Origin of the sequence: Hyphobacterium sp. (assembly GCF_043584775.1) — a bacterium.
In the GTDB taxonomy this organism is placed as follows: domain Bacteria; phylum Pseudomonadota; class Alphaproteobacteria; order Caulobacterales; family Maricaulaceae; genus Hyphobacterium.
This window is the reverse complement of sequence record NZ_CP121327.1, coordinates 597,278-622,886: the sequence shown is the minus strand read 5'-3', so window position 1 is coordinate 622,886 and position 25,609 is coordinate 597,278. Positions and strand designations below refer to the sequence as shown.

Genomic DNA, 25,609 nt, shown 5'->3' with positions numbered 1-25,609 from the left:
CTCAACCGCCTAAGGCGAATTGCTCGCGTGAGCTCCGCGATTCTGAGTACATGGAAGTGCTCCAAGAATCCGGAAAGATCGACGCCAAGCGGTTTAAGGTTATCGATTCCATCGCTCTGTGACGGCCAAGCCCCGACCATTCGGGGTACGGCCCCATCCCTTTGACATTGCTTGGGCAAGGTTTCCCTTCCATGGTGAAGGGGGGAGGCCTGCGAACGATCTTCATCCATGTCTGATTATTCAGGTTGCCCAAGAGGACGACCTTTATTGGGCCGCCTGCGTTTACGGCACAAGTAAACTCAAGCTCCAGCAGCGCGATCAGATTGATGCTATTATTATGAACGCAGAGGAACTTACTGCGATGGGACTGAGAACAGCTACGAGGTTTGATTTTGACCGTGCAATGTGGCTCCCATGGAATGACAAATATTTCGTCGAATCAAAGAATAATCCCGGCTCTCCGGTTCATTCACGTGCTACTGAGATGCTACAGAATGAGGTTCGAGAAACACTTCAGATTCGCAGAGCTCATGGATTGCCAGCATATCCGCTAGACCCAGTTCCAACTGTCCAGCCAGATAATTCTTCTCCATGAATTTGGTTCACGAGACGCTACCCGGCCTTCACCACCTCCGAAAACGCCAGCGCATGCCGTTTCGCCAGCGCCTCCACATCGCGTGAATAGCCGCCGCCCATGACCACGCACAGCGGCACGCCCGCGCGTTTCACCGTGTCGATGACATAAGCCTCACGCCGCGCCAGCCCGTCATCGGACAGATCCAGCAGGCCGAGCCGGTCCTCGCGGTGCGGGTCGACCCCGGCATTGTAGAAGACCAGATCCGGCCGCTCCTGTGTGATCAGGCCCGGCAGCGTATCGGCGAGAACGCGCAGATAGGCATCATCGCCCGTGCCGGGCTCCAGCCCGATGTCGAGATCGCTGGCGATTTTCCGCCGCGGCCAGTTCTTTTCGCAATGCAGGGAAAAGGTGAAGGCGCGCTTGTCCTGCGCAAAGATTTTCGCCGTGCCATCGCCCTGGTGCACATCGAGATCGACGATCAGGATTTTCGAGACCGCGCCTTCCATCAACAGCAGCTTTCCGGCCACGCCGACATCATTGAAGACGCAAAAGCCCGCCCCGCCTTCGGGCAGGGCATGATGTGAACCGCCGGCCAGATTGCCCTCCACGCCGTGTTCCAGCGCCAGCCGCGCCGCCAACACCGTTCCGGCCACAGAATGGCGCGTGCGGTGCTCGATGAATGTCGTCACCTTGAAGCCGATCGTGCGCTGGGTCGCCTCATCCAGCGTCTGGCCCAGCACACCCGACACATAATCGGCTTCATGCGCCAGCGTCAGCCAGCTTTCCGGCGCCATGATGGGTTGGTGATACGCCTCCATCGAGGCCACCATCCCGCCGCGCACCAGTTCTTCGGCGACAGCGCGGTACTTGCCCATGGGAAAGCGGTGCGTCGGCGGCACGTCCGCCGCCACATAGAGCGGATGGAAAACCAGCGGCGTCAAATCAGTCGAAATCATTCTCCAGAACAATGCGATAGCGCGCCTCACCGGCCTTCAGCTTCGCAATCGCCTCATTCACTTTCGACATCGGCATGTGCTGTGTCTGAGGTGCGATATCGTGGCGCGCGCAGAAATCCAGCATGGTCGCGATGGTTGCTGGCGCACCCACCGCACTGCCGGTAATGCTGCGCTGATTACCGAACAGGGTCGCCGCCATAACCGGCACCGGATCCATCACCGCACCAACCATATGCAGCTTGCCGCGCGGGGCCAGCGCATTGATATAGCTCGCCCATTTCAGCGGCACATTCACGGTCGACAACACCATGTCATACCGGCCCTTTTCAGCTTTCAGGGCCTCCTTGTCGCGGCTATCGACGATGCGGTGTGCGCCAAAGCCACGTGCTTCCGCGGCCTTTGCCTCCGAAGAGGTAAAGGCGGTCACTTCACAACCCCAGGCTTTTAAAAATTTCAGCGCCAGATGGCCCAGCCCGCCAATCCCGATCACGCCCACCTTGTCGGTCGGCCGGATATTGTTCTGAACGATGGGGTTGAACACCGTAATCCCGCCGCAAAACAGCGGTCCGGCCTTTGCCGCATCGACGCCTTCGGGCAGCTTCACCGCCCAGGCGCCTTGCGCGCGCACCTTGTCGGCAAAGCCGCCGAACCGTCCCTGATGGGCTGCGGCAACGCCCTTGGCATCGTCGCACATATTGTGATCGCCGCTCATACAGGTGTGGCAAGTCAGGCAGGAATGCGCGAACCAGCCCACGCCGACGCGGTCACCGATTTTCAGATGCGTGACATGGGCGCCCACTTCGCTGACGCGGCCGATCACTTCATGGCCCGGTACTAGCGGGTATTCCGAGACAAACCACTCATTATCGACCAGCGACACATCGGAATGGCAGAGGCCACAGCTTTCAACCGCAATCTCGACCTCATCGGCCGGTAGCGGCCCCGGATCATAATCATGACGCTCCAGCGCGCCGCCCTGTTCTTTCGCTGCCCATGCCCGGATCATCGTGTCTCTCCCCGCAAATTGTTGTGATCAGCATATAGGTGAGAATTCATTGCGTCCCACCCCGTATGCGGATATCGGGCCGGAATGGATCCTGTCGCCCTCACCCGCAAGGATGTGCTCCTGCGCGCCTGGCCGCTCGTATTTGCCAATGCCGCCGTGCCCATGGCCGGTGTGGTGGACACCTTTGTGCTGGGCATTGCGGGAGATGAGACCGATCTCGGCGGCGTGGCGCTCGGCGCGGCCCTGTTCAGCTTCGTCTACTGGAGCTTCTATTTTCTGCGCATGGGCACGACCGGCCTGACCTCGCAGGCTGATGGTGCGGGCGATGAAACCGAGGTGCAGCGCTCTCTGGTACGTGCGGTATTGCTGGCAGGCGTGATCGGCCTCGTTATCATGCTGACGCGCCAGCCTGTGGCGTGGGCCGGTTTTTCCATCCTGCAGGGCGGCGAAGCCGTCGAGGCCAATGGCGCCTATTATTTCTTCGCACGCAGCTGGGGCGCGCTCGGTGCCTTTGGTGTCTTTGCCCTCACCGGCTGGCTGATCGGGCTTGGCCGCTCGACGGAAACCCTGATTGTCGCCGCTGTCATCAGCGCGGTGAATATCGGCCTCGATATCTGGTTCGTCATGGGGCTGGGTTATGCGGCAGGCGGCGTTGGCGCAGCCTCGGCGATTGCCGAATGGACCGGGTTGATTGTCGGGCTCTTCTTCGTCGCGCGCGTGATCGCCCGGCGCGGCGGCTGGCAGGCCGGCATTTTCAAGCGCACCGCTCTTCTGGAACCCGTCGCCCTGAAAAAGCTCGTCGACGTCAATCTCAATCTGATGATGCGCACCTGGGCGATGATTATCGGCTTTACCTGGTTTGCCAATGCAGGCGCGCGGCAAGGCGCGGCCGTCCTCGCGGGCAATCATGTCCTCCTGCAGGTCATCACCGTCTGGGCCTTCGTGCTGGATGCGTTTGCCTTTGTTTCGGAAACCGAATCCGGGCGCGCCGTGGGCCGCAAATCCGTGGCCACGCTGCGCCGGGCTCTGATACTGACCGCCGAGCAGGCATTGGTGGCCGGGGCGATTTTTGCGGTTATCACCTGGGCATGGGGCGATGAAGCGCTGACGCTGGTCATCGGCGATGAGGATGCGCGCCGCGAAGCCATCCGCTACCTGCCCTATTGCGCGATCGTGCCCTTCCTCGGCGCGATGGCGTGGATATTCGACGGCATATTCATCGGCGCGACGCGCGGTGCCATGTTGCGCAATTCCGCCATCGCTTCGGTGCTGATCTATCTTGCCGCTGATTTCGTGCTGTCACCGCTCTACGCCAATGACGGGGTGTGGATGGCCTTCCTGGTCTATTACATCGCCCGCGCGGGTACGCTGGCAGTGCAATATCCAAGGCTGGAGGAGCGGTTGATTTCCTGACGTCATCCCGGGCAGGCGCAGCCTGATCCGGGACCCATTCCGGAAAGTCAACAACACAGCATGGGTCCCCGCTTTCGCGGGGATGACGAGCGATTAGACGTCCACCCCCACAGCGGCACCCACACTCGCAAACCCGTCCGCCTTCAGGCGCTCGGCGAGACCGCGATTGATATCGCTGACGAGCCCCGGCCCCTTATAGACCATGGCCGAATAGAGCTGCACCGCCGCCGCGCCGGCGCGGATTTTGGCATAGGCGGTTGCCGCATCTTCAATCCCGCCCACGCCAATGAGCGGCACCTTGCCATCGAGCGTTTGGGCAAAGGCTTTCAACAGCGCCGTCGAGCGTTCAAACAGCGGCCGGCCCGACAAGCCGCCGCCTTGCGCGCGGTCCGCGCTCATCAGGCTGTCCGGCCGCTCGATCGTCGTGTTCGATACGATCAACGCGTCAATCCGGTTCTCGATCACGCTGGAGGCAATATCTGCGAGGTCTTCATCACGAAGATCGGGCGCCACTTTCAGGAAAACCGGCGCAGCCCGCTTCGCTGTCATCACCTGCCTCAGAAGATCATCCAGCGACGCTTTCGATTGCAGTGCCCGCAGGCCCGGCGTGTTGGGCGAGGAAATATTGACGGTGAAGAAGCTGGCCAGCCCCTCCAGCGCCGTCAGAGAGGTGACATAATCCTCGGTGCGATCCACCGAATCCTTGTTGGCGCCCAGATTGACCCCGACAATGCCCGTACGGCCCAGACGCGCAGAGAGCTTTGCCTTGAGCGCCACCAGCCCGGCATTGTTGAAGCCCATGCGGTTGATGACGGCCTGATCCGCGCTGAGACGGAAGACACGCGGTTTCGGATTCCCGGCTTGCGGACGCGGCGTCACCGCCCCGCATTCGACAAAGCCGAAGCCGAGCCCGAGCAGCGGATCAATGACCTCGCCATTCTTGTCATAGCCGGCGGCCAGCCCGACCGGATTGGGCAGGTCCAGCCCGGCCAGCGTCGTGCGCAAAATCGGATCGGGCACGATGGACGGCACTGGCACCAGCCCGGCCTTGAGCGCTTTCAGGCTAAGGCCGTGCGCCATTTCTGGCGGGAAGGCATGAAGCGCCTTTGTGCCGATTTTGAGAAAGGCGCTCATGTCGACAAATCATCCGGCAGCATCCAGCCGCCCTCATCGCCCTTGCGCAGAAGGCGCACCGTGCGCACCGCGACCATCGGCAATTCATCATAGAGATGCGGGAAAAGATCGCCGCCACGGGATTTTTCCCATTTCAGCTCCGCACCGAAATGATCGGCATCAATCTCGATCAGGGCGAGGCGCTCGAAATCGGCAAACCATTTTTCCAGTGTCCCCGGCAATTGGGTCGCGGTGGAAAGATGGATATAGCCATCCTTGATGTCGACGCCGACGCCCTTGAAGACGCCCGCCGACATGGCCTCGGCCCAGATCCGCGGATCGACCAGCTTGTAGATGGCGTTTGTCATGCGCAAATCCCCGGATTTCGACGGTTGCGGAAATAGTTCCTTCTGTTAATCTACTTATAGTTGTGGTCAAGGAATATATTCCTGTAGTAAGGAGCGACTCAGCTTGAGCGGAATAAACACCATGCTCACACATAATCAAATCTGGAAGGGCGTCGACCTTCTGGCGGCCCGCGCCGGGCTGTCCGCATCTGCTCTGGCCAAGCGGGCCGGCATGGATGCGACCACGTTCAACGTGTCCAAGCGTTATAGCCAGGACGGCACACGGCCGCGCTGGCCGTCCACCGAGAGCATCGCCAAGGCGCTGGCCGCAGTGCGCGTCGATTTCGAGGAGTTTGCCGCGCTGGCCGCCGGGACGGCACAGACCCGCTCCGTCCCGCTGATCGGCTTTGCCCAGGCCGGTGCAGACGGATATTTCGACGATGCCGGCTTTCCGGTCGGTCAGGGCTGGGAAGAGGTGATCTTTCCCGGCGTTGAGGATGCCCATGCCTATGCGCTGGAGATCTCCGGCGACTCCATGGCACCCGTCTATCGCGCGGGCGACCGTGTCGTCGTGGCCCCCGGCGAAACCCCGCGCAAGGGCGACCGGGTTGTGGTGCGCACGGTCGGCGGCGAAGTCATGGCCAAGGAAGTCGCCCGATTATCCAGCGACGGAATTGAATTGCTCTCTCTCAATCCGGATTATCCCGGCCGCACGCTCAAAACATCCGAAATCGCCTGGATGGCAAGAATTGTGTGGGCGAGCCAATGAAACACAATATGTAGTTATGCGTTACTTTCGGTGACAGGATTGTTCGTCACAATGCGGACATGTTCATGTCACTGAAAAGTCGCCGAATCACCGGCGTAAGAGACTTGCGTCTGAAGGCAAATCGCGAAGCGACGGCTTCAGGCGCGGTCGATGATGATGCCTCTTCATGAAAAGGAGCGAGGCCATGTCCATTCTCCCGCGCATTTCCTCCGCCACTGCCCTGCATGGTATTTCCGTTGTCAGCCCGTCCGGCCGCAAGCTGGGTACGCTGGATGATGTGATTGTCGGTGTCACCACCGGCCGCGTCATGCACGCCACCATCCTGCTGGATGAGCCCAGCGAACTCGGCGAACAGCTCTACGCTGTGCCGTGGGAAGCCCTCACCCTGGATGCCGCCTATGACCGCTGCGTGCTGAACGTGCCGATCGAGACCCTGCGCGCCGCCCCGGCTTTCCCCAGCCGCCATGCGGTCAATGATGCGGATCCGCGCCTGCGGCGCATGATCCACAATCATTTCGGCGAATACCGACCGGCGGCCTGAGCCGCCGGACGCTCACGCCTTCGGGTATTGAAACGCCTCTTCCAGAGGCACGCCGAAGACGGCCGCAATCTGGAAGGCGACCTCCAGTGAGGGCGAATACTTGCCCTGCTCGATCGCGATAATGGTCTGGCGCGTGACGCCGACGCGCTGCGCCAGTTCGGCCTGCGTCATCTCTTGTGAGTGAAACCGCAATTCGCGCAGACGGTTGGTAATGCGGGTAGGTTTGCCCATGACTATGCCCCCCTGCAGCCGGCGAGACGGATCACCAGCCCGGCGGCACCGCTGAGCATGACTCCGGCATAGAGCGCATTGGCTACCCAGAAGGCCGGCTGTCCGGCCATCAACAGGATCAGGGCAACAAACACGAAACCCTGGACAATATGCCCGGCCCAGGCATCGCCCCGGCGCTCGAATGCCCGGTCGCGTTCATCATCAATCCGGTCCTTGCTCTGCCTCAAATCCGTGTCGGTCGCGGCAATGATGACCCCCGCCACAATGATCAGGACAATGAACACGCCCAGGCTGACCGCCATCGGCATCTGCCAGGCGATAACACTCACATCACCGCCCATCTGCGGCACAATCCGCGCCAGATAGTAGCCAAACGCAGCCAGCCCCAGCACCAGCGCGGCGAGATTGAGTTTCTGCATCACACTCATGGCTACACGCCTCCCCGATAATCAATCAGCTTCGAAACCGCTTTCACGATTTCGCTGATGACCAGCCCCGCCAGCGCTGCATGTGCGATCCAGAAAACGGAAGCGCCTGTCATCGCCAGACCCATCGTCGAGAACAAGGCAATCGCCATCAGGAAACCACCGCGCTGATCCCCGCGTAGCTCAATCAGCCGATCGCGTTCATCTGATTGGTCCGCATCCTTGGGAGACAGGATAGCAATAACGATATGCGCAATGATGGTGAGCACCACCAGGGTCACAATCGCTCCGAACAGACGGACATTGTCCAATACCTCCGGTACGCCCGCTCCCAATGCTCCACCCAGCGTTGTCGCGAAATACCAGCCATAAACAATCAGTGTCACTGCGAGCAGGATCCAGGTACTTTTCTCACGAAAGCTCATGGTTATATCCCCTTCCGGTAGTCGATCATCTTGGATACCGCCTTGATAATTTCCGCTGCCACCAGACCAGCCAGAATCGTGTTGACGATCCAGAAATGCGGCGTCGCGATCATGGCCAGCCCCATCGCGCCAACCGCAAAAAATCCCATGACCAATCCGCCGCGTTGGTCGCCGCGCATCTCGATGAGCTTGTCGCGCTCATCCTCGCTGCCCGCTTCCTTGTGGTTCAACAAAGCGATCACGATGTGACCGAAGATGGCAATCGCAACCAGAGCGACCACGGTGACGATGATAAGACCGTTACTCATCAGCAGCCCGATCTCCGTATTGAGTTCACCACCCGCCATCACAGGCGAGCCCAGCACCAGCGCGAAATAGATGCCGTAAACCAGCACAATGGCGCCCAGCATCAGCGCATTGCTTTTCTCCTGAAAACTCATGTCAAACCTCATCGACCTTGTGTTAGTTATTTTTGACATGACGGGATGTAAGCCATCGCTGACGTCGTGTCAAACATTTCTTACCTGACGATGAGCGGGATTATGACTGCACCAATTCCCCGGCGAGGCCCCGCTCGATCAGGGCAATCGTTTCCGGAATGCCGTAAATGGCCACGAACCCGCCAAAGCGCGGGCCCTGGCTCTGGCCCAGAAGGACTTCATAGAGGCCCTTGAACCAGTCACGCAGATTCTCGAACGGCTGCGCCTTGCCGGCGGCATAGACCTCGTTCTGAATGGTCTCGCCATCGCGCAGATCCGGGTCCAGTGCCTTGAAGCGTTCGATCAGATCCAGCATCGCCGCGCGCTCCAGATCGGTCGCCTCGCGATAGACTTTCTCCGGCTTCACGAAGTCCTCGTAATAGGCCACCGCCCGTTCCGCGAGCCCGTCCAGGACGGGATGCGATTCCGGCGAAGTGCCCGGCGCATACTTCGCGATAAAGCCCCACAGCGTGGCCTTGTCATGCGCACCGGAGACCGAGGCGAGATTCAGGAGCAAGGCATAGCTGACCGGCGTGCCTTCCGCGGGCGGATTGCCATCATGAATGTGCCAGACCGGATTTTCCAGCTGCTTGGCCTCATCCTGCGTGTGATAGGCGGCGAGGTGCTGATAATACTCGTCCACCGCCTTGGGGATAACATCAAAGTGCAGGCGCTTGGCCACACGCGGCTTGGCAAAATTATACAGAGACAGGCTTTCCGGCGTGCCATAGCGCAGCCATTCCTCGACCGAGAGGCCATTGCCCTTGGACTTGGAAATCTTCTCGCCCACCGCATCCAGAAACAGCTCATAGACATATTGAACCGGCGGTTCGACGCCCAGAATCCGGCAGATGCGCGAATAGATCGGCGCATTGGTCTGGTGGTCCTTGCCGAACATTTCAAAGTCCACGCCCAGCGCCGCCCAGCGCATGCCGAAATCCGGCTTCCATTGCAGTTTCACATTGCCGCCGGTGACGGGGATCGTGACATCCTCACCATCCTCGTCGGTGATGGTGATCGTGCCGTCGGCGACATTGCGCGCCTTGGTCGGCACATAGAGGACATGGCCGGTCTTCGGCGAGATCGGCAAAAACGGCGAATAGGTCGCCTGACGTTCCGCGCCCAGCGTCGGCAGCATCACCTTCATGATGTCGTCGTACTTTTCCAGCGCCTTGAGGAGCACGGCGTCAAACGCGCCGGAGCGGTACTGCTCGGTCGCCGACAGGAATTCATAGTCAAAGCCGAAGCTGTCGAGGAAGGCGCGCAGGCGCGCATTGTTATGCTGAGCAAAGCCGTCATGGGTGCCGAACGGATCGGGCACATCGGTCAGCGGCTTTTGCAGATATTGCTGCAGCAATTCCTGTTGCGGGACATTGGTCGGCACTTTGCGCATGCCGTCCATATCGTCGGAGAAACAGATCAGCCGCGTCGGGATTTTATCATCCGTCAGCACACGGAAGGCATGGCGCACCATGGAGGTGCGGGCCACTTCGCCGAACGTGCCCATATGCGGCAGGCCGGACGGGCCATAACCGGTCTCGAAAATCACCTCATCCTTGCCGGTTTTCTCCACCCGTTTGAGGATCTCCCGCGCGAGCTCGAACGGCCAGGCTTTGGCGTTGGCGGCAGCGGCGGAAAGGGACATGGGATCAGGCTTTCTGTGATTGCAGGGATATGGGCCCCGGCAACTAGGCCCCGCGCGCGATTTCGTCAATGGTGGGGCGCGTGTGAGGGCGCGCTATTCGGGAAGGGCCAGCGCCAGCCAGGCGAGCGCTTCGACTCTGTGCTCGCCTGCCAGCAACTGCGCGTGTGACCAGCATCGCTGTCTGAACTGATTGGCCATGCCAGCTTGCCCCTCGCTGTCGAGCACAATCACAAGATAGCTGCATGCCGCGACAACATCGACGTCATAGACAGACGAGATTCCGGCTACGCGCGGCACGTTATATGCAAATTCTTCATCCCACTCGGCCAGCGCCTGATCCAGCCGCTCGGCATCCGCCGCAAGGTGATCTCCCAGCGCCCGGCGAAAACCCAGTTTTTGCTGACCGGATTGAACCATCCAGTCCCACCGTCTGAAATCGCTATCGAACACCATCGCCACAGGGTCGCGCGCTAATTCGGGATACTCGTTCAACAGCGCATCAAACTGCCCGCACCGGATCAGCGTTGCGCCGCGCAATCCCCGGCTGGACCGTTCGAATGGCAGCACGTGATGAGAAACAGAAATCAGATCACTCAGCGGGTCGCCGCCCAGTTCGCGCTCCAGCAGATTGTGTTGCGCGCGATCCATATCGTCCCTGATTTCGCCGACGCGCAGAATTTCCAACGCCAGGCGGCACTCATCATTTTCCGCAAATCTGAGGGCAAACCGCTCGATCGGCGCAATGCGTGGTGAGACATATTCGGACAGAGCATCACGCAAGTCCGCGGCTGACCGCTCCCGGTCAAAGTCAGGATGTCTCGGCACGGCCCAACTTGCATACACAGTGACATTGGCATTCAGGCGTTGCCGGAGCTGCTCCAGAAACGCCAGACGCTCTTCAGCGTCGTAAAAATAGTCACCGTTCGGCGGCGCAAGGCGTTCGCTCCACACCCGCGCCCGTTCAAGATAAGCCGCCGCCTGATCATCAGTGCCGTTTCTGGCGATCAGTTGCGCCACGCCGAACCATGCTTCCGTATCAGTCTCGGTAGCGTCCCTATCTTCCAGACGCAGCTGAATCGCGGCTCGGTTATTCTGCTGCAGGGCGGAGTCCATATTACCCGCGCCACTCCAGATATAATCAAGCGAGCGCCGTGCCTCTTCAACTTCCCATAAAACGCCTTCTTGAGCTGACACTTCGTCAATTGCCGCCTCAATCTCCGCCAGCACCTCGGCGCGCGTCGGCAAGGGCGGCAGCTCATCGTCTTGCGCGAGCGCTGGCGCGGCGAAGAGCGCAAAAGCGAGGGCGGACAGGAGAAGCCGGATCATGCCCGCAAAGGTAGCGGGGATTGTCGCAGGTGGGAATGGATAATTGGTGGCGTACCGCGACGGTCATCCACGACCAACCTCGTCATCACCCGGTTTATCCGGGTGATCCCCCGAACAAGTCGGGGTATGGCGGGTATTACTTTTCTCGAGCCCCCTCCACCAATGACCAGCCGCCCTTGCCGGAGAACTTGCGGATCAGGAGGTAGATGGCTAGGCCGATGGGCCCGAACATCAGGGTGAAGACCAGCGCCGGCAGGACGATCCATTTATTGAGGCCGACACGCAGGGCATCGCGGGCGATCCACGCGCCGACGAAGAGATCAAAGACGAGATAATGCGTCCAGCCGGTCAGCACGCCGACCGGGTGCGAAAACAGCGCCATCACCGCCGAGAGCGACGACATGCCCGCCTCCGGATCGGACTGGCCAAAGAAAATCCCGGCCGACAGGAAGGCCAGATAGATCGCCGCGAGAATGAGCGGATAGAAAGCGGCATGCACAATCCGCCGCGTCCAGACCCAGCCGGGCGCGATGGCCAGCAACAGCCAGGCTGGCGCGATGAGAATATGTAGGGCGTTGTAATAGGTCTCGAACATGGCAGCCTCCCGGTTTGCCGGCGATGTTAGCGCAGTGTTGGGCCTGTGGCATCCTTTTCCAGCTATGGTGCTGAACCCCTCACCCTCGAAACCCGGCCACAAACATGGCCAGCTTTCTCTACCCTCTCCCCTTGCAAATGGGAGAGGGAAAAAGGGCGAAATCGCGAAGCGATGAGCCACGCGGGTGAGGGGCTTATACAGCCGAGCTCTTAAACTCGGCTCGGAATGAGATGAATTTTTTCGTGTCCGGTTTCGCCTCTCCTACCTCTCTCCTCCCCCACACCCCCTTCTCCTGCCGCGCTCCATTGCAACTGACTGACTGGTCAGTTAAAAAGCGGACATGAAGACCCGGACCCAGACGAAAACCGCCCGCCGCCGCCCCGAAGACCGCCCGGACGAGATACTCTCGGCAGCGCTGGATATCTTCAATGAAAAGGGCTTTGCCGCCGCGCGCGTGGAAGACATCGCCAAGCGCGCCGGCCTCTCCAAGGGCGCCGTCTATCTTTACTTCGATAGCAAGGAAGCAATGCTCAAGGCGCTGGTCGAGCAATCGGCCGGGCAGATCGCCAATGCCGCCTCTGCCCTCGCCCTGATGGGCGCAGAGCGCGATCCGGAAAAGGCCTATCGCGCCATATTGAAAATGGCCCTGACAGCCTTGTCCGACCCCGATATTTCCGCCGCGCCGCGTCTGGTCCTGTCGGAAGCCGGGCGCTTCCCTGAACTGGCCGAATTCTATCGCCGCAGGGTGATCGAGGTGGGCCGGGCCGCGATCAGCCACCTGATCCGCACCGGCGCAAGGAATGGCCAGTTCCGCGACATTGCCGACGAAGCCGCCATCCTGGCCTTCATGGGCCCCGCCGTGGCCCACATGATGTTGTCGACGGTGTTTCGCCTGCCCGAAGACCCCGACCTTGATCCCGCCGACATGGCCGACGCGATTGCGGACATTGTCCTGAATGGCCTCAAACCGCGTGGAGACGTCGATGCGTAAGCTTCTCCTTCTTCTGCCCCTGACGCTGGCCGCCTGCGGCGAGCCATCCGAGCCGCGCTATCTCGGCTATGCCGAGGGCGATTATCGCCTGATCGCTCCGGAAACCGCCGGACAGATCGCCACCATCCATGTTGCCGAAGGCGCGCAGGTTGCGGCGGGTGATCGCCTGTTCGAGCTCGACAGCCAGCAGGAAGCCGAGCAGCTCGCCGCCGCCGAGGCCCGCATTGAAGCGGCCTCAGCGCGCTTTGACGATGCCGCCGCCGGGGGACGCGAACCCGAGATCGAGGCGGCCCGCGATCAACTCGCGGCGGCCCGCGCCACCCAGCGCGAGGCGGCGGAAAATCTGGAACGGCAGCAGGATCTGTTCGCACGCGGCATTGTGCCCCGCGCCCGTCTCGACGCGGCAGAATCCGCCGCCAGTGCCGCAAATGCCCGCGTCGCCGAATTGCGCCAGCGCCTGACGCTGGCCGCTCTGCCGGCAAGGGAAAACCAGTTGCGGGCGCTGACCGCAGAGGTCACCGCCGCCGAAGCCGAGCGCGATCGCCTGCGCGATATGATTCGCCGACGTACGGTCGATGCGCCGGCCGACGCCCTCGTCGAACGGCAGATCCGCTATGAAGGGGAATTGTCCGGTCCGGGTCAGCCCGTGTTTCGCCTGTTGCCGGATGATGCCATTCACGCCGTAATTTTCATTCCCGAAGCGGAAATCGGAAACTGGCCGGTCGGCACGACGCTCAATATTTCCTGCGCCTCCTGCGCGGACGGTCTGCAGGCGGAAATCAGGCGGATTGAATCAGCCCCGTCCTTCACCCCGCCCGTGATTTTTTCTGAGAACGAGCGTCATCGTCTGGTGTTTCGCGCCGAAGCGGCTTTTTCCGGCCCGCCCCCGCCGCCGGGAACGCCCCTGACCTATCAGCCTGAATGATGGCGCCATGACCGAAATCGCCATTGAAGTCGACGGCCTGACCAAGCGCTTTGGCGACAAGACCGTCGTCGACGATTTTTCCATGGCCGTGCCCAAGGGCGCGATCTACGGCTTTCTGGGCCCCAACGGCTCGGGCAAGACCACCACCATCCGCATGATGTGCGGCCTGTTGAAGCCGGACGCCGGCAGCGGACAGGCGCTCGGGTTCGACATTTTGAAACAGGCCCGCGATATCAAATCCCGCGTCGGATACATGACGCAGAAATTCTCGCTCTATGGCGATCTGACCGTGCGCGAGAATCTCGACTTCATGGCACGGCTCCATGCCTTGCCGAACACAAGATCCGTCGTCGATGGCGCATTGGAGGAATACAATCTCTCGCCGCGCGCCAACCAGATGGCCGACACCCTGTCCGGCGGCTGGAAGCAGCGCCTCGCCCTCGCCGCCGCCTCCCTGCATTCGCCGGGCCTCTTGCTGCTGGATGAACCCACAGCGGGCGTTGATCCCAAGGCGCGGCGCGACTTCTGGGACCGCATCCGCAAACTTTCCAAAGCGGGCGTTACCGTGCTGGTCTCGACCCATTATATGGACGAGGCCGTACAGTGCGATTTCATCGCCTACATCGCCTATGGCCGAAAACTGATCGATGCGCCGTCTGACGAGATTGCTTCCCGTGTCGGCCTGCATACCTGGCGGATAGAGGGCAAGGGATTGCAACCCGTGCAGGATGCACTGGACGGGGCTGACGGCGTTGATCAGATCGCGCGCTTCGGCTCGGCCATGCATGTTTCCGGCAAAAATGAGGACAAGCTGGAACGCGCCGTCCGTCAGTTCGAGGGACGCGCCGGGCTGACGATCAGCCCCGCCAAAACCGGGCTGGAAGAGGCCTTCATCTACCTGATGACCGGCGCGGAGGACAATTTCTCATGATGGCCTCCCTATCCCGCGTACTGGCGGTTCTGATGAAGGAATTCATCCAGATGCGGCGAGACCGCCTGACCTTCGCCATGATGATCGGCATTCCGCTGGTTCAGCTCCTGCTCTTTGGCTATGCGATCAATACCGATCCGCGCCATCTGCCGACGCTGGTGGAACTGGGCGATGACGGCCCGGCCGTCCGCGCCATCATCGAGGGCATGGAAACGTCGGAATATTTCGATATTCAGGGCATGATCGCCCCCGGTGAGGCCGACGCCGCACTGCGCACGAATGAGACAACCTTCATCCTCGTCGTGCCGCCCGATTTCGAGCGCGACCTGCTGCGCGGCGAGCGCCCTGACATCCTGCTGGATGTGGATGCGTCCGATCCGGTCGCCGCCGGAGCCGGGGCGGGTGCCTTCCCGCAGATCGTTGCCAATGCGACGGCAGATTATGGCGGCGGCGCACCGGCCGCGACGCCCGTCATTCACCGGCGATATAATCCGGCGGGCGAAACCGCCATGAATATTGTGCCCGGCCTTCTCGGCATCATCCTGACCATGACCATGGCCATGATGACCTCCATGGCCCTCACCAAGGAGGCCGAACGCGGCACGCTGGAAACCCTGCTCGCCACGCCGACCCGGCCGCTGGAGGTGATGGCGGGCAAGATCGCCCCCTATGTGTTGGTCGGCGCCACTCAGGTCGCGCTGATGTTGCTGGCGGCGCGTTATCTCTTCGGCGTGCCCTTTCTGGGCGCGCCCTTTGCCTTTGTGATCGCGGTCACGCTTTTTATTCTGGTCAATCTCTCGCTCGGCTTTCTGTTCTCGACCCTCGCCCGCACCCAGATGCAGGCCATGCAGATGACCTTCTTCGTTTTCCTGCCGTCCATCCTTTTATCCGGCTTCATGTTTCCCTTTGCGGGCATGCCAGCCTGGGCCCGCTTCATCGGCGAGATCATCCCGACCACGCATTTCATTCGCGCTGTGCGCTCCATCATGCTGAAAGGCGCGAATCTGGCCGATGTCCTGCCGGAACTCTGGCCGCTGATGATCATCTTCGTTGTGATCGCGACGCTCGCATTGACGCGCTATCGCCGGACGCTGGATTAGACGGCCACAGTGGAAAACCGCACTGGCCGGTAGCGTTTTGCGGCAAGTCGCGGCAAACTCGCCTTTCGACAGACTGAAAGCCCGCCCATGCCAAGACTGATCCTTGTTCGCCATGCCAAAGCCGTCGACCGGATGGACGCGGACGATGATTTCGATCGCGGCCTGACACCGGGCGGGCGCGAGGATGCCGCAAAGACCGCATCGGCACTGAAAGCTGCAGGCATCGAGACCGGTCTGGCGCTCGTCTCACCAGCGCAACGCGCCATGCAGACCTTCGTTACCATGCGCGAAACACTGGGCAACCCCAAATTCGACGACCCGATGACGCTCTATCATGCCTCTCCGGAAATGCTGTTCCGGGCTGCGATCGAAGCCTTCGAACGGTCCGGCAGCATAATGATTATCGGGCATAATCCGGGTATTGGCGCTCTGGCCCTGTCACTGGCCGAACGCGCTGGTCAGGACGACGAAATGCCGGACGGGTTTCCCACTTCCGCGGCGGCGGTTTTCACAACTGATGATATTCTGAACGACGTGTCGCTGGACCTTCTGATCAATCCCAAGGCCTGAAATCGCTCGGCGATTCGCTTTTTTCCACAATTCCCTTTAAGGTTGCGTCGATAAACATCGGGGTTGACGATGGACGGGATGGGGTATCCGGCAGGCAGACCTGCGGGACGGAATATGCGCGCGGTCGAGCGGCTCGCACCGCACAGACTGGCTGATGAATGGGCGGATATGGCTGCAAACGGCCTGTTTCATCGCACACCGGCCCTATCGGCGCGGGCCGGCATCACCCCCGCGCAGAAACACGCCGCCCTCTTTTTGACCCTCGCTGGCCTGACCGCCGTCACCCTCAATCCCGGCTTCAGCTGGATCTTGCTGCAATCCATTGCCGCCTTGTATTTCCTCAGTCTAATCGTCTTTCGTCTCGCCGCCGCCGCAATACCGGTTCACCGCGCAGAAGCTGCCACGCTGACCGACGGCGAATTGCCCGTCGTCACCATTCTCGCGCCGGTCTACAATGAAGCGGCGGTCCTCTCACAGCTCACACGCGCCCTCGCAGCGATCGACTATCCGCCGGACCGGCTCGACATCAAGATCATCATGGAAGCCGATGATCGCGATACCATCCGCACCGCACGCCAACTGGTGTTCGATAGCCGGTTCGAGATCATCATTGTCCCGGACGGCACACCCCGGACCAAGCCGCGCGCGCTGAACTATGCCCTTACCTTTGCTCGCGGGGACATTGTCACCGTCTACGACGCCGAGGACGTGCCGCATCCGGGTCAGCTGCGCGCTGCAGCAGAAGCCTTCGCGGCCGGAGATGCGCAATTGGGCTGCGTTCAGGCGCCGCTGAACTGGTATAACCATGAGCGCAACTGGCTGACGCGCCAGTTTGCCCTGGAATACGCGGTCCAGTTCGATGCCATTCTTCCGCTTTTGGCGCGGCTGGGCATGCCGCTGCCTCTAGGCGGAACCAGCAATCATTTCCGCGGTCTTATGTATCAAGAGCACCAAATATCTGACTGACAATCCATCCCGATAACTGGCACATTCCCGGCATGGCTATCGCACCCCTCACTCCATCCGGCACCGTAAAGCGTTCCCGCACTGATACCGGAGAACACGCTATCAACGGCCTACTCACCAAACGCTCGGACCTGTTCAATGAAGCCGAACGCATACGCGACAGGCTGGCAGAGATTAAGAACGATACAGAAGCCCTAGACCGTACACTGGCCATACTTGGCTATGAAGGCGATCTGGACGCCATTATGCCCCGTCAGAGGCGTCATGTTGTATTCGGCAAGGGTGAACTCACCAATGCCATCATTGATACGCTCAGGGACGCTGAGAGGCCGCTAGGCTCGCGTGAGATAGCCGCCGCAATAATCTCCATACGCGGCGATGATCCGCGCGACAGGCGGTTCCTGACAGACGTTACCCGCCGTGCATCAAAAGCCCTGCGTATCCTGCGCCAGTCTGGCGACGTGAAAGGCGTCAAAGACAAGCGTGGCAATATGCTGTGGGACTGGGCTTATCCACACAACTGACTCTTTTCGTTGGTTTTTCGGAATCGGTTCTTGCGATTCGTTTCGTCTATTAGATACTGGAAGTGGTGATTCGCTTTGCGACTCCACGTCCATCGACAACGTCTGTTGCTCTCAACAAAGGTTTGAGTGCGCAGTGCGCTCGAAGGGCGACAGACCCTTTCTGTTGATGGTCTATGGAGAGTAACATGAGTTACATCACCAGACGGTGGAAGGGACGAAAAGCTGTTTTCGTCAGCAGCTACGTCCGCTTCCGCAAAGGAAAATGGGAGCACGTTGTCTCCCATTTCCGTTCTTATCCTAGGAGGTAAGAAAGCCTAACTTGGGGGCCGCTTCGTGCGGCCCTCTTTTTTGCCTTACATTCACAACCTATGTGAAAACCTATTACAGTCAACCGAAATCGTCACCGGTTGATTGTGGATTCAATCAACGAATCCAACAACCTCCGAAACTCACTGAGGAAATGGTCAACGCTAACTGTCAACTGTCAACGTAAAAATCGCTTCGAGTTAACAAGCGCGTTGCCAATATCCTGCCCAATCACGACTCACGGGCGAAGCCATCGCAAGGCGCGTAATGCGGCCAGCCAACGCACCATTGCTTTCCCGGCGATGGTCCTCTTTCCAAGCCGCCTCGCTCGCATACTGGTGAAGGTATTGCGGGCTGACCTTGTGGTGCTGGCCACGGATCATGCGGCGAAGCCGTGAGAAATAGCTTTCGACGTTGTTTGTGTGCGCACCATCAAGGCTATACGCCTCGCTGTGATTGATCCGGCCAAGCGGGAAGGCACGGTAAAGCGCATCCCAATGTGCGGCTTCGTCTGCATAGAGCGTTGATCCCGCCTTCACAGTGCGTCCGGCAATCGAAACGCCCTCATCTTCGGTGCGGGTAACGAAAGGCAGTGTGCGGCCACCACGTTGACGCAGGGCCACCACCACGCGGCGGGTGCCGGTCTGGTGACGTGCCTTGCGGCGGTCGATACGGTCCTTTTTCAGGTTCGCAGGCTTGATATGGCCGCCGATATAGCAGCCGTCGATTTCGACCTCGCCAGACAATTCAAGTCCACGCATTTCAGCCGACAGGGCTTCACGCAGTTTGTGCATCATCACGAAGGCAGTCTTGTATTGAACGTCCAGATCGCGGCTCATTTGCAGCGCGCTCATGCCCTTTACGCCATTCACGAAAAGGCAGATCGCCGCGAGAAGATCCGTGAACTCCATCTTGCGGCTGGCGAATATGGTGCCGGACGTGACGCTGAATTGATGACCACAGGCCGCGCATTTGAACTTGCGGCGGGTGGTGATGTCATACGTCTCTACGCAGCCACAGCGCGGGCATACCGCCTCACCATTCGTCTCAGGCCAGCGCATGGCCCGGAATGTCTGATAGGCAGCTTCCTCGCCAGCCTTGTAAATCTCTTTCAAGGAGAGGCTGCGGGCTTCTGCGGAGAGGAGAAAATGCTGTGTCATGTCACTATTTCCGTTACCTATGTAACGTATATAGTGCGTTGACGTATCTAATGCAAGGGCATATGTATCTTTTATGTTACTTTTTCATACATAGGAGATACAAATGGCAGAGCAATCCACCTATGAAACCCGTGCGGCTAACCTCCTGAAAGCCGAATTAAAGCGCCATGGCGTAACCTACGCCCAGCTTGTTGAACGATTGGCCGACATTGGCGTCAGCGAAAAAGAAGTGAATATCCGCAATAAACTCTCGCGCGGTAAGTTCAGTGCTGCTTTTATGCTGGCATGTCTGACGGCAATCGAGACAAAAACCCTTCACGTCTGACGTGGATACAGGCGGCAAACGCGTTCACGGCTGTCGCAATCGCACTCTTGGCGCTCGGGCTAGTATCCCATAACTACCGCAGCGAACACGCCCAACAGCGTGACATAGCCGCTCAAGGCTATAGCGAACAAAGTCACGACGAAATTCACAGCAGCTGCGTGCTCACGATTGACCCGGTGGGCCTTGAATGCATCCGGCAAACGCCAAACACAGAAGGCGAACAGCGCACCACTCAATATGATTTGCAGGCGCAGCAGGAAATGGCTGAGTGGACGCTGCTGACCGCCATCTTCGCGGGCGCTGGTGTGTTGATTTCCGGCGTAGCTGTTGGACTGGTCTATTTGACTCTGGATGAGGCCCGAAAAACCACTAAAGCCGCGCAAGATACTGTCGATGTAACCCGCGAAATGGGACAAAAACAGGTTCGCGCCTATGTTGGGGCGCAAGAGTTTAGGTCCCGGCGCGGCAAAAAAGATAGAACTCGCGTAATCATTGTTCTGACGTTCAAAAACTATGGGCAATCCCTCGCCGACAACATAAGAGTCGAGCTTGAATACGGACTTAGCAACAAAGCCGGGCAAATGATTACGCCCGAACTTCCCATCGAGATCAAACAGCAAACCACGCCGCTTGCTCCGGGCGCAGAGGGAACATTTGCTCTTACGCCGCATGGAACCGAGGACCTGTTTGATCAAATAGAAACCGGCGACATCAAGTTCGTGATTAATGTTAAAATCAGATACCGCGACGTTTTCAAAAATGAATGGGTTGCCGAATCGAGCGGAATTGGAACCGGAGAAACCGTCTTCAAGGTTGGTTGGCCCGCTATAATTGTAGAAAACCCAAAAGAACAAAGCCCCCAAAGCTAACGCCTTAATCACGGCTCACTCCCGTTGCCCGCGTAGCTTTGGTGCTCTTGCTACATAAGGGCGCATTTCCGGCGCGCCGCTCTGGAAGATGCCGGAGGCTGGGATGCCTATAATGTCACCGAAGATGCCGATCTGGGCTTTCGTCTGGCCCGGCTGGGCTATCGCAGCGATGTGATCGCCCCGCAGACTATGGAAGAAGCCCCTGAAAGCATTCGCCCCTGGATTCGCCAGCGATCGCGATGGCTCAAAGGCTATATCCAGACACTGGCGGTCCAGCTTCGCCAACCATCGCAATTAACCGCCCTTGCGGCTCTCAGCCTCGCGCTCACAATTGGCGCCGCCGCCCTGTCTGCCCTGCTTCATGGTCCCGCCCTCCTGCTCTTGGTCAGCTTGTGGATATTGAACCTTGTACCCGCCAACCTGCCGGCGGCGGGATTTCTGCTGATTGGCTATGCCGCCTCCATACTCTGCAGCGCGGTGGCCATTCGTCGCGCAGGGTTGCGAACACGCTGGCTCGACTTTGCCCGAATACCGCTTTATTGGCCGTTGCAGACATTTGCCGCCATGACCGCTCTGGTGGAATTGCGCATCCGCCCCTATTTCTGGGCCAAGACCGAACATGGATTCACCAATGCGCCGGAGCCGGAATGTCCCTCACCCTCACTCTCATCCTGTTCTTCACCTCCGCCGCCGCCTTTGCGTTTTGCGCCTGGCAGACGCGTCACGAACCGGATCCGACAAAAGGCCCACGGCTGATTCCCTGGACCTTGTTGGCGATAACGCTCGGGTTTTTCCTGCTGCTACTGCTCGCTCACCTCGTCTCTTTTGTCGGGATCGAGACCGGCGGACGCTTCAATGATCGCATGGGCCTGTAGTCACCGGCCTCTTTCTGAACACGAATTCACTTGAAGATACGGCCAACTGCGTCATTTACGAAGAACAAAGGGCCGGAATGCTTTCCGGTGAATCAATCGGGGCATTAAAATGAACAGACTCTGGATCGCGGCGGGGGCAGCCGTTTTGATCGCTATTGCAGGTGCGTGGTATTTCTTCGGGCGCAGCGCACCGGATGGCGAGCTGACCATCGAGTCCGAAGCCGCAGAGCTGGCCGATATTCGCCGATCCGTCGCCGCCACCGGGGCTGTGCGCGCGCGCGTCACGGTCGAGGTCGGCTCCCAGCTATCGGGGCAGATTGCCGATCTGACGGTCGACTTCAACTCGCCGGTTGAAGAAGGCCAGGTCATCGCCCGCATTGATCCGCAGTCATATGAAACCCGCGTCCGTGAAGCAGAAGCCGCTGTTGCGACGGCCAACGCTCAGATCGCCCTGCAGCAGGCCGGCCTTCAACGCGTCGATGCCAATCTCCGTGTGGCAGAAGAAGAATTCCGCCGCATTGAATCCCTGCTGGAACGTGGCATTGCCAGCACCGCCGCCTTTGAAGCTGCAGAAGCCGCACTGGAATCCTCCCGCTCTGAGCGCGCCGTCGCCCTTGCCCAGATCCGCAATGCGCGCGCCACGCTGCAACAGCGCGAAGCCACACTGAACGGCGCCCAGATCGATCTGGAACGCACCGTCATCCGCGCCCCCATTGATGGCGTTGTCATTAATCGCGCGGTCGATGTCGGCCAGACCGTCGCCGCCAGTATGTCGGCACCCGTACTCTTCACCATCGCGCAGGACCTGTCCGTCATCCAGATCGACGCCCAGGTGGATGAAAGCGATATCGGCCAGATCCTTCAGGGGCAGACCGCCACCTTTACCGTCGATGCCTTCCCCGGGCAGGACTATGAGGGCACGGTCGATCAGGTCCGCCTCGCCGCGACGAATGAATCCAACGTCGTCACCTATACCGTCGTGATTACCGCCCAGAATCCGGGTCAGAGATTGCTGCCGGGCATGACGGCCAATCTGAATATTGTGACCGGCGAACGTGAAGGCGTCCTCTCTGTTCCCAACTCCGCCTTGCGCTTCCGCCCGTCCGGCGCGCTTGAAGCGCTCGCCCGCCCCGCCGAGGAGTCCCAGCAGGGTCAGCGCGGCGGCGGTGACCGCGGCGGGCGCAGTGGTGGTGGCATGATGGATCGCATCGCCGAGCAATTGGAGATGACCGAAAGCCAGCGCGAGGAGGCCCAGCAGGCCGTCCGGGCCGCCTTCATGCAGATGCAGTCCCAGATCCAGTCCACCGGTCAACCGCCGGATCGTAATGCGATGAATCAGCTTTTCGCCAATGCGCTGCGTCCGATCCTGACAGAAGAGCAAATGGCTCGCTTCACGCAGATGCAGGCAGAAAACGCCGAAACCCGCGCGGCGAGCGTCTGGATTGAAACCGAGGACGGCTTCCTGGAAGAACGTCGCCTGCGCATCGGCGTCGGTGATGGCCGGCGCACCGAGGTGGTCGCCGGACAACTGGAAGCAGGCGAAGCCGTCGTTACCCGCGCCCGGATGTCCGAAGGATGAGTTCTGCCCTGATCCACTGCCGGGATCTGACCCGCGTCTACAAGATGGGCGATAACGAAGTGCATGCACTTCGCGGCGTCAGCGTGGATATCCAGCGCGGCGAATATGTCGCTATCATGGGCTCGTCCGGGTCTGGCAAATCGACCTTCATGAACATGATCGGGGCCCTCGACCGGCCCACTTCCGGCACGCTGGAAATTGATGGCGAGAAACTCGAAGGCATGAAACCGGACGAGCTGGCCGCTTTCCGCAGCCGCCGCGTCGGTTTTGTTTTCCAGCAATTCAACCTTCTGCCCCGCACCGCCGCCGTGGATAACGCCTCATTGCCGTTGGTCTATTCGGGCATATCCGCCGCCGAGCGCAAACAGCGTGCCGAAGCGCGTCTGACCCAGGTGGGGCTGGGCGAGCGCATGGATCACCATCCCTCCCAGCTCTCTGGCGGTCAGCAACAGCGCGTGGCAATCGCGCGCGCCCTCGTCAACGATCCGACCATTCTGCTGGCAGATGAACCCACGGGCGCGCTCGACACCCAGACGTCCGAGGAAATCCTGCAAATCTTCGACGCGCTGAATCGCGACGGCATGACCATCATTCTCGTCACCCACGAACAGGACGTCGCCGATCATGCGCGGCGGCAGATCGTCTTCCGTGACGGGCAAATCATCGAGGACCGGACATGAATATCTTCGCCGCCATCCGCGTCGCCCTGACCGCTCTGCGCGTCAACGCTCTGCGATCCGCCCTCGCCATGCTGGGCGTAGTGATCGGTGTCTCCGCCGTTATCGTCATGGTTTCGGTGACAGAAGGCGCCAGCAACGCCATTGAGGAGCAGATTGCCTCCTTCGGCGCCAACCTCCTGATCATTCGCCCGGGCTCGAGTGCCTTCGGCGGCCGCCGCGGCGGTGCTGGCACAGCCACCTTCATGAATGACGAGGACGTGGAAGCGATCCGCAACGAGATCGACGGCATTGCGGCTGTTTCGGGCGAAATGTCCGGCACATCCACTTTTGTCGCTGATGGCGTGAACTGGTCGACCCGGATACAGGGCGTCCATGCCGAATATTTCGAGACGCGGGACTGGTTTCCATCCTCCGGCCGCACCTTCTATCCCGAGGAAGTCAATTCCGGCGCCCGCGTCGTCCTGATTGGCCAGACCCTCGCGCGTGAACTCTATGGAGCCTCCGATCCAATCGGACAGATCGTCCGGGTCGGCACAACGCCCATGGAGATTATCGGGGTCATGTCCGCCAAGGGCCAGTCCAGCTGGGGGCAGGATCAGGACGATGTCGCCCTGGCCCCGATCAACACCGTGCGCGACCGCATTCTCGGCTATGATCTGGGCGTCCGCGACCCGGTTTTTACCATCTATGCCGAGATCGACGCGTCGGCGAATGCGGACATGGTGACCGCCGATCTTGAGGACCTGATGCGTTTGCGGCGCAATATCCAGCCGGGCGCCGAAGATGATTTCTCGGTCAATAATCTCGGCGAGTTCATCCGCGCTCGAAATGAAACCGAAAGCCAGCTGGGTCTTCTGCTCGCCGCCGCGGCCGGCATTTCGCTGCTGGTCGGCGGGATCGGCATCATGAATATCATGCTGGTCTCCACGACCGAACGGACGCGGGAAATCGGCCTGCGGCTGGCCGTCGGAGCCAAGCGCGCCGATATCCGCAACCAGTTCCTGATCGAGAGTGTCGTTCTGTGCTTTACCGGCGGATTGCTCGGTCTCCTGATCGGAATCGGTGGGGCCGCCTATATTGACTCGCTGGACCAATTCCCCATCGAAATCCAGCCGACCGTGGCCTTCATCGCCATCGGAGCTTCGGCCTTTGTCGGGATTTTCTTTGGCTTTTATCCCGCACATAGGGCATCAAGACTGGATCCGATCGAGGCCTTGCGCTTCGAATAACGGCCATAAGGAGCCGAACATGATCCATCGCCGCCACTTCCTGACCGCCGCGGCGGCCGCTCTCATCGTGCCGGCTACAGCGCAGGCACAGGGCGCCGCGTCCGGCATCCGCTCCATGCTGGTAACGGCCACACGACAGGCCACGCAGCGTCTGGGCCAGCGCGACGGATTTTTCGGCGACCGCCTGGTCCGCATCCCATTGCCGGGTCTGCTGAATACCACCCAGCGCCGCCTTCAGCCGCTGGGCCTGTCCGGACCACTGGATGATCTGGAATTGCGGATGAATCGCGCGGCGGAAGCCGTCATGCCGCAAGCCCGCGATCTGGTGATCAACGCCATCCGGTCCATGACCATCTCGGACGGCGTCAGCATATTGCGCGGCAGCGATACCGCCGCGACACAATATTTGCGCTCCCGCACGGAAGCGCCACTCAACGGGCTTCTGCATCCGCCCATGGAATCCACGCTCGCCGCATCGGGTGCCTATGGTGCGCTGGACAGTGCCGCCGGACTGGTGGATCGCCAGTCAGATATTGGCCGCATTTTCGGCCGCAATCGCAATGCCCAGTCGACGGCTCGGGACTTTCGCGGCGAGGTCACCGACTTTGCGGTTGAAAAAGCCCTCGATGGGGTATTCCATTATGTCGGTGAGGAAGAGCGGGGCATCCGTAGCAATCCGGCCGGTCGGACACGCGATATCTTGAGAGGCCTGTTCGGCCAGTAGATACTAA

29 protein-coding genes are annotated in these 25,609 nt (G+C 60.2%); 17 read left to right on the top strand and 12 right to left on the bottom strand.

Features of this window, described 5'->3' with window-relative positions; genetic code table 11:
- Positions 1-612: 612 nt before the first annotated feature.
- Positions 613-1,533, bottom strand: coding sequence for a histone deacetylase (locus P0D52_RS02935; protein ID WP_394693949.1), 921 nt, complete (start codon positions 1,531-1,533; stop codon positions 613-615).
- Positions 1,520-2,539, bottom strand: a complete 1,020-nt coding sequence (locus P0D52_RS02930; protein ID WP_394693948.1) for an NAD(P)-dependent alcohol dehydrogenase — start codon at positions 2,537-2,539, stop codon at positions 1,520-1,522. The genes P0D52_RS02935 and P0D52_RS02930 overlap by 14 nt, the downstream gene beginning before the upstream one ends.
- Positions 2,540-2,623: 84 nt before the next feature.
- Here P0D52_RS02930 and P0D52_RS02925 point away from each other — a divergent pair, with 84 nt between their 5' ends.
- The gene (locus P0D52_RS02925; RefSeq protein ID WP_394693947.1) at positions 2,624-3,952 is read left to right on the top strand and encodes an MATE family efflux transporter; all 1,329 of its coding nucleotides are present in this window, start codon (positions 2,624-2,626) and stop codon (positions 3,950-3,952) included.
- 93 nt (positions 3,953-4,045) lie between these two features.
- Here P0D52_RS02925 and P0D52_RS02920 read toward each other — a convergent pair whose 3' ends face one another.
- On the bottom strand, positions 4,046-5,086 hold the full coding sequence (locus tag P0D52_RS02920) for a quinone-dependent dihydroorotate dehydrogenase (protein WP_394693946.1): 1,041 nt from the start codon (positions 5,084-5,086) through the stop codon (positions 4,046-4,048).
- Positions 5,083-5,433, bottom strand: coding sequence for a DUF952 domain-containing protein (locus tag P0D52_RS02915; RefSeq protein WP_394693945.1), 351 nt, complete (start codon positions 5,431-5,433; stop codon positions 5,083-5,085). Before P0D52_RS02915 ends, P0D52_RS02920 begins: the two co-directional genes overlap by 4 nt.
- Positions 5,434-5,554: 121 nt before the next feature.
- Here P0D52_RS02915 and P0D52_RS02910 point away from each other — a divergent pair, with 121 nt between their 5' ends.
- Together P0D52_RS02910 and P0D52_RS02905 are read left to right on the top strand one after the other, a co-directional pair.
- A complete protein-coding gene (locus tag P0D52_RS02910) occupies positions 5,555-6,181 on the top strand; it encodes a helix-turn-helix transcriptional regulator (RefSeq protein ID WP_394693944.1) in 627 nt (208 codons plus the stop codon).
- A 184-nt stretch (positions 6,182-6,365) separates the two neighbouring features.
- Positions 6,366-6,722 carry a PRC-barrel domain-containing protein gene (locus P0D52_RS02905; RefSeq protein ID WP_394693943.1) on the top strand — a complete coding sequence of 119 codons (357 nt, stop codon included), beginning with the start codon at positions 6,366-6,368 and terminating at the stop codon, positions 6,720-6,722.
- A gap of 12 nt (positions 6,723-6,734) precedes the next feature.
- Here P0D52_RS02905 and P0D52_RS02900 read toward each other — a convergent pair whose 3' ends face one another.
- The 7 genes from P0D52_RS02900 to P0D52_RS02870 all read right to left on the bottom strand — a co-directional run bounded on the left by P0D52_RS02900 (position 6,735) and on the right by P0D52_RS02870 (position 11,848).
- Positions 6,735-6,953: a helix-turn-helix transcriptional regulator gene (locus tag P0D52_RS02900; protein ID WP_394693942.1), complete on the bottom strand. Its 219-nt coding sequence runs from the start codon at positions 6,951-6,953 to the stop codon at positions 6,735-6,737.
- 2 nt (positions 6,954-6,955) lie between these two features.
- Complete coding sequence (locus tag P0D52_RS02895; protein WP_394693941.1) at positions 6,956-7,381, bottom strand: hypothetical protein; 426 nt, start codon at positions 7,379-7,381, stop codon at positions 6,956-6,958.
- A gap of 2 nt (positions 7,382-7,383) precedes the next feature.
- The gene (locus P0D52_RS02890; protein WP_394693940.1) at positions 7,384-7,803 is read right to left on the bottom strand and encodes a hypothetical protein; all 420 of its coding nucleotides are present in this window, start codon (positions 7,801-7,803) and stop codon (positions 7,384-7,386) included.
- A 2-nt stretch (positions 7,804-7,805) separates the two neighbouring features.
- Complete coding sequence (locus P0D52_RS02885; protein WP_394693939.1) at positions 7,806-8,243, bottom strand: hypothetical protein; 438 nt, start codon at positions 8,241-8,243, stop codon at positions 7,806-7,808.
- 100 nt (positions 8,244-8,343) lie between these two features.
- Positions 8,344-9,927: a lysine--tRNA ligase gene (locus P0D52_RS02880; RefSeq protein WP_394693938.1), complete on the bottom strand. Its 1,584-nt coding sequence runs from the start codon at positions 9,925-9,927 to the stop codon at positions 8,344-8,346.
- A gap of 93 nt (positions 9,928-10,020) precedes the next feature.
- On the bottom strand, positions 10,021-11,253 hold the full coding sequence (locus P0D52_RS02875; RefSeq protein ID WP_394693937.1) for a hypothetical protein: 1,233 nt from the start codon (positions 11,251-11,253) through the stop codon (positions 10,021-10,023).
- Between the two features lie 136 nt (positions 11,254-11,389).
- Positions 11,390-11,848: an ABA4-like family protein gene (locus P0D52_RS02870; RefSeq protein WP_394693936.1), complete on the bottom strand. Its 459-nt coding sequence runs from the start codon at positions 11,846-11,848 to the stop codon at positions 11,390-11,392.
- A gap of 340 nt (positions 11,849-12,188) precedes the next feature.
- Here P0D52_RS02870 and P0D52_RS02865 point away from each other — a divergent pair, with 340 nt between their 5' ends.
- The 7 genes from P0D52_RS02865 to P0D52_RS02835 all read left to right on the top strand — a co-directional run bounded on the left by P0D52_RS02865 (position 12,189) and on the right by P0D52_RS02835 (position 17,855).
- Positions 12,189-12,839, top strand: a complete 651-nt coding sequence (locus tag P0D52_RS02865; RefSeq protein WP_394693935.1) for a TetR/AcrR family transcriptional regulator — start codon at positions 12,189-12,191, stop codon at positions 12,837-12,839.
- Entirely contained in the window at positions 12,832-13,764 is a 933-nt protein-coding gene (locus P0D52_RS02860) for an HlyD family secretion protein (protein ID WP_394693934.1), read from the top strand. Before P0D52_RS02865 ends, P0D52_RS02860 begins: the two co-directional genes overlap by 8 nt.
- Positions 13,765-13,771: 7 nt before the next feature.
- A complete protein-coding gene (locus P0D52_RS02855; protein ID WP_394693933.1) occupies positions 13,772-14,695 on the top strand; it encodes an ABC transporter ATP-binding protein in 924 nt (307 codons plus the stop codon).
- Positions 14,692-15,795 (top strand): ABC transporter permease, encoded by a 1,104-nt coding sequence (locus P0D52_RS02850; RefSeq protein WP_394693932.1) that lies wholly within the window; start codon positions 14,692-14,694, stop codon positions 15,793-15,795. Before P0D52_RS02855 ends, P0D52_RS02850 begins: the two co-directional genes overlap by 4 nt.
- An 87-nt stretch (positions 15,796-15,882) precedes the next feature.
- Positions 15,883-16,365, top strand: a complete 483-nt coding sequence (locus P0D52_RS02845; protein ID WP_394693931.1) for a SixA phosphatase family protein — start codon at positions 15,883-15,885, stop codon at positions 16,363-16,365.
- Between the two features lie 114 nt (positions 16,366-16,479).
- Positions 16,480-17,331: a glycosyltransferase gene (locus P0D52_RS02840; RefSeq protein WP_394693930.1), complete on the top strand. Its 852-nt coding sequence runs from the start codon at positions 16,480-16,482 to the stop codon at positions 17,329-17,331.
- Between the two features lie 32 nt (positions 17,332-17,363).
- A complete protein-coding gene (locus P0D52_RS02835; RefSeq protein ID WP_394693929.1) occupies positions 17,364-17,855 on the top strand; it encodes a hypothetical protein in 492 nt (163 codons plus the stop codon).
- 506 nt (positions 17,856-18,361) lie between these two features.
- On the opposite strand, the gene P0D52_RS02830 is transcribed toward P0D52_RS02835, so the two are convergent.
- Entirely contained in the window at positions 18,362-19,321 is a 960-nt protein-coding gene (locus tag P0D52_RS02830) for an IS1595 family transposase (protein ID WP_394693928.1), read from the bottom strand.
- A 103-nt stretch (positions 19,322-19,424) separates the two neighbouring features.
- On the opposite strand from P0D52_RS02830, the gene P0D52_RS02825 reads away from it, so the two are divergent.
- The 7 genes from P0D52_RS02825 to P0D52_RS02795 all read left to right on the top strand — a co-directional run bounded on the left by P0D52_RS02825 (position 19,425) and on the right by P0D52_RS02795 (position 25,602).
- Positions 19,425-19,646, top strand: coding sequence for a DUF6471 domain-containing protein (locus tag P0D52_RS02825; RefSeq protein WP_394693927.1), 222 nt, complete (start codon positions 19,425-19,427; stop codon positions 19,644-19,646).
- Positions 19,607-20,515, top strand: a complete 909-nt coding sequence (locus P0D52_RS02820; RefSeq protein ID WP_394693926.1) for a hypothetical protein — start codon at positions 19,607-19,609, stop codon at positions 20,513-20,515. Before P0D52_RS02825 ends, P0D52_RS02820 begins: the two co-directional genes overlap by 40 nt.
- Positions 20,516-20,569: 54 nt before the next feature.
- Positions 20,570-21,271, top strand: a complete 702-nt coding sequence (locus P0D52_RS02815; protein ID WP_394694754.1) for a glycosyltransferase family 2 protein — start codon at positions 20,570-20,572, stop codon at positions 21,269-21,271.
- Between the two features lie 228 nt (positions 21,272-21,499).
- Positions 21,500-22,969 (top strand): efflux RND transporter periplasmic adaptor subunit, encoded by a 1,470-nt coding sequence (locus tag P0D52_RS02810; protein WP_394693925.1) that lies wholly within the window; start codon positions 21,500-21,502, stop codon positions 22,967-22,969.
- Positions 22,966-23,649 (top strand): ABC transporter ATP-binding protein, encoded by a 684-nt coding sequence (locus P0D52_RS02805; RefSeq protein WP_394693924.1) that lies wholly within the window; start codon positions 22,966-22,968, stop codon positions 23,647-23,649. The genes P0D52_RS02810 and P0D52_RS02805 overlap by 4 nt, the downstream gene beginning before the upstream one ends.
- Positions 23,646-24,878: an ABC transporter permease gene (locus P0D52_RS02800; RefSeq protein WP_394693923.1), complete on the top strand. Its 1,233-nt coding sequence runs from the start codon at positions 23,646-23,648 to the stop codon at positions 24,876-24,878. Before P0D52_RS02805 ends, P0D52_RS02800 begins: the two co-directional genes overlap by 4 nt.
- Positions 24,879-24,897: 19 nt before the next feature.
- Positions 24,898-25,602 carry a DUF4197 domain-containing protein gene (locus P0D52_RS02795; protein ID WP_394693922.1) on the top strand — a complete coding sequence of 235 codons (705 nt, stop codon included), beginning with the start codon at positions 24,898-24,900 and terminating at the stop codon, positions 25,600-25,602.
- Positions 25,603-25,609: the final 7 nt, after the last annotated feature.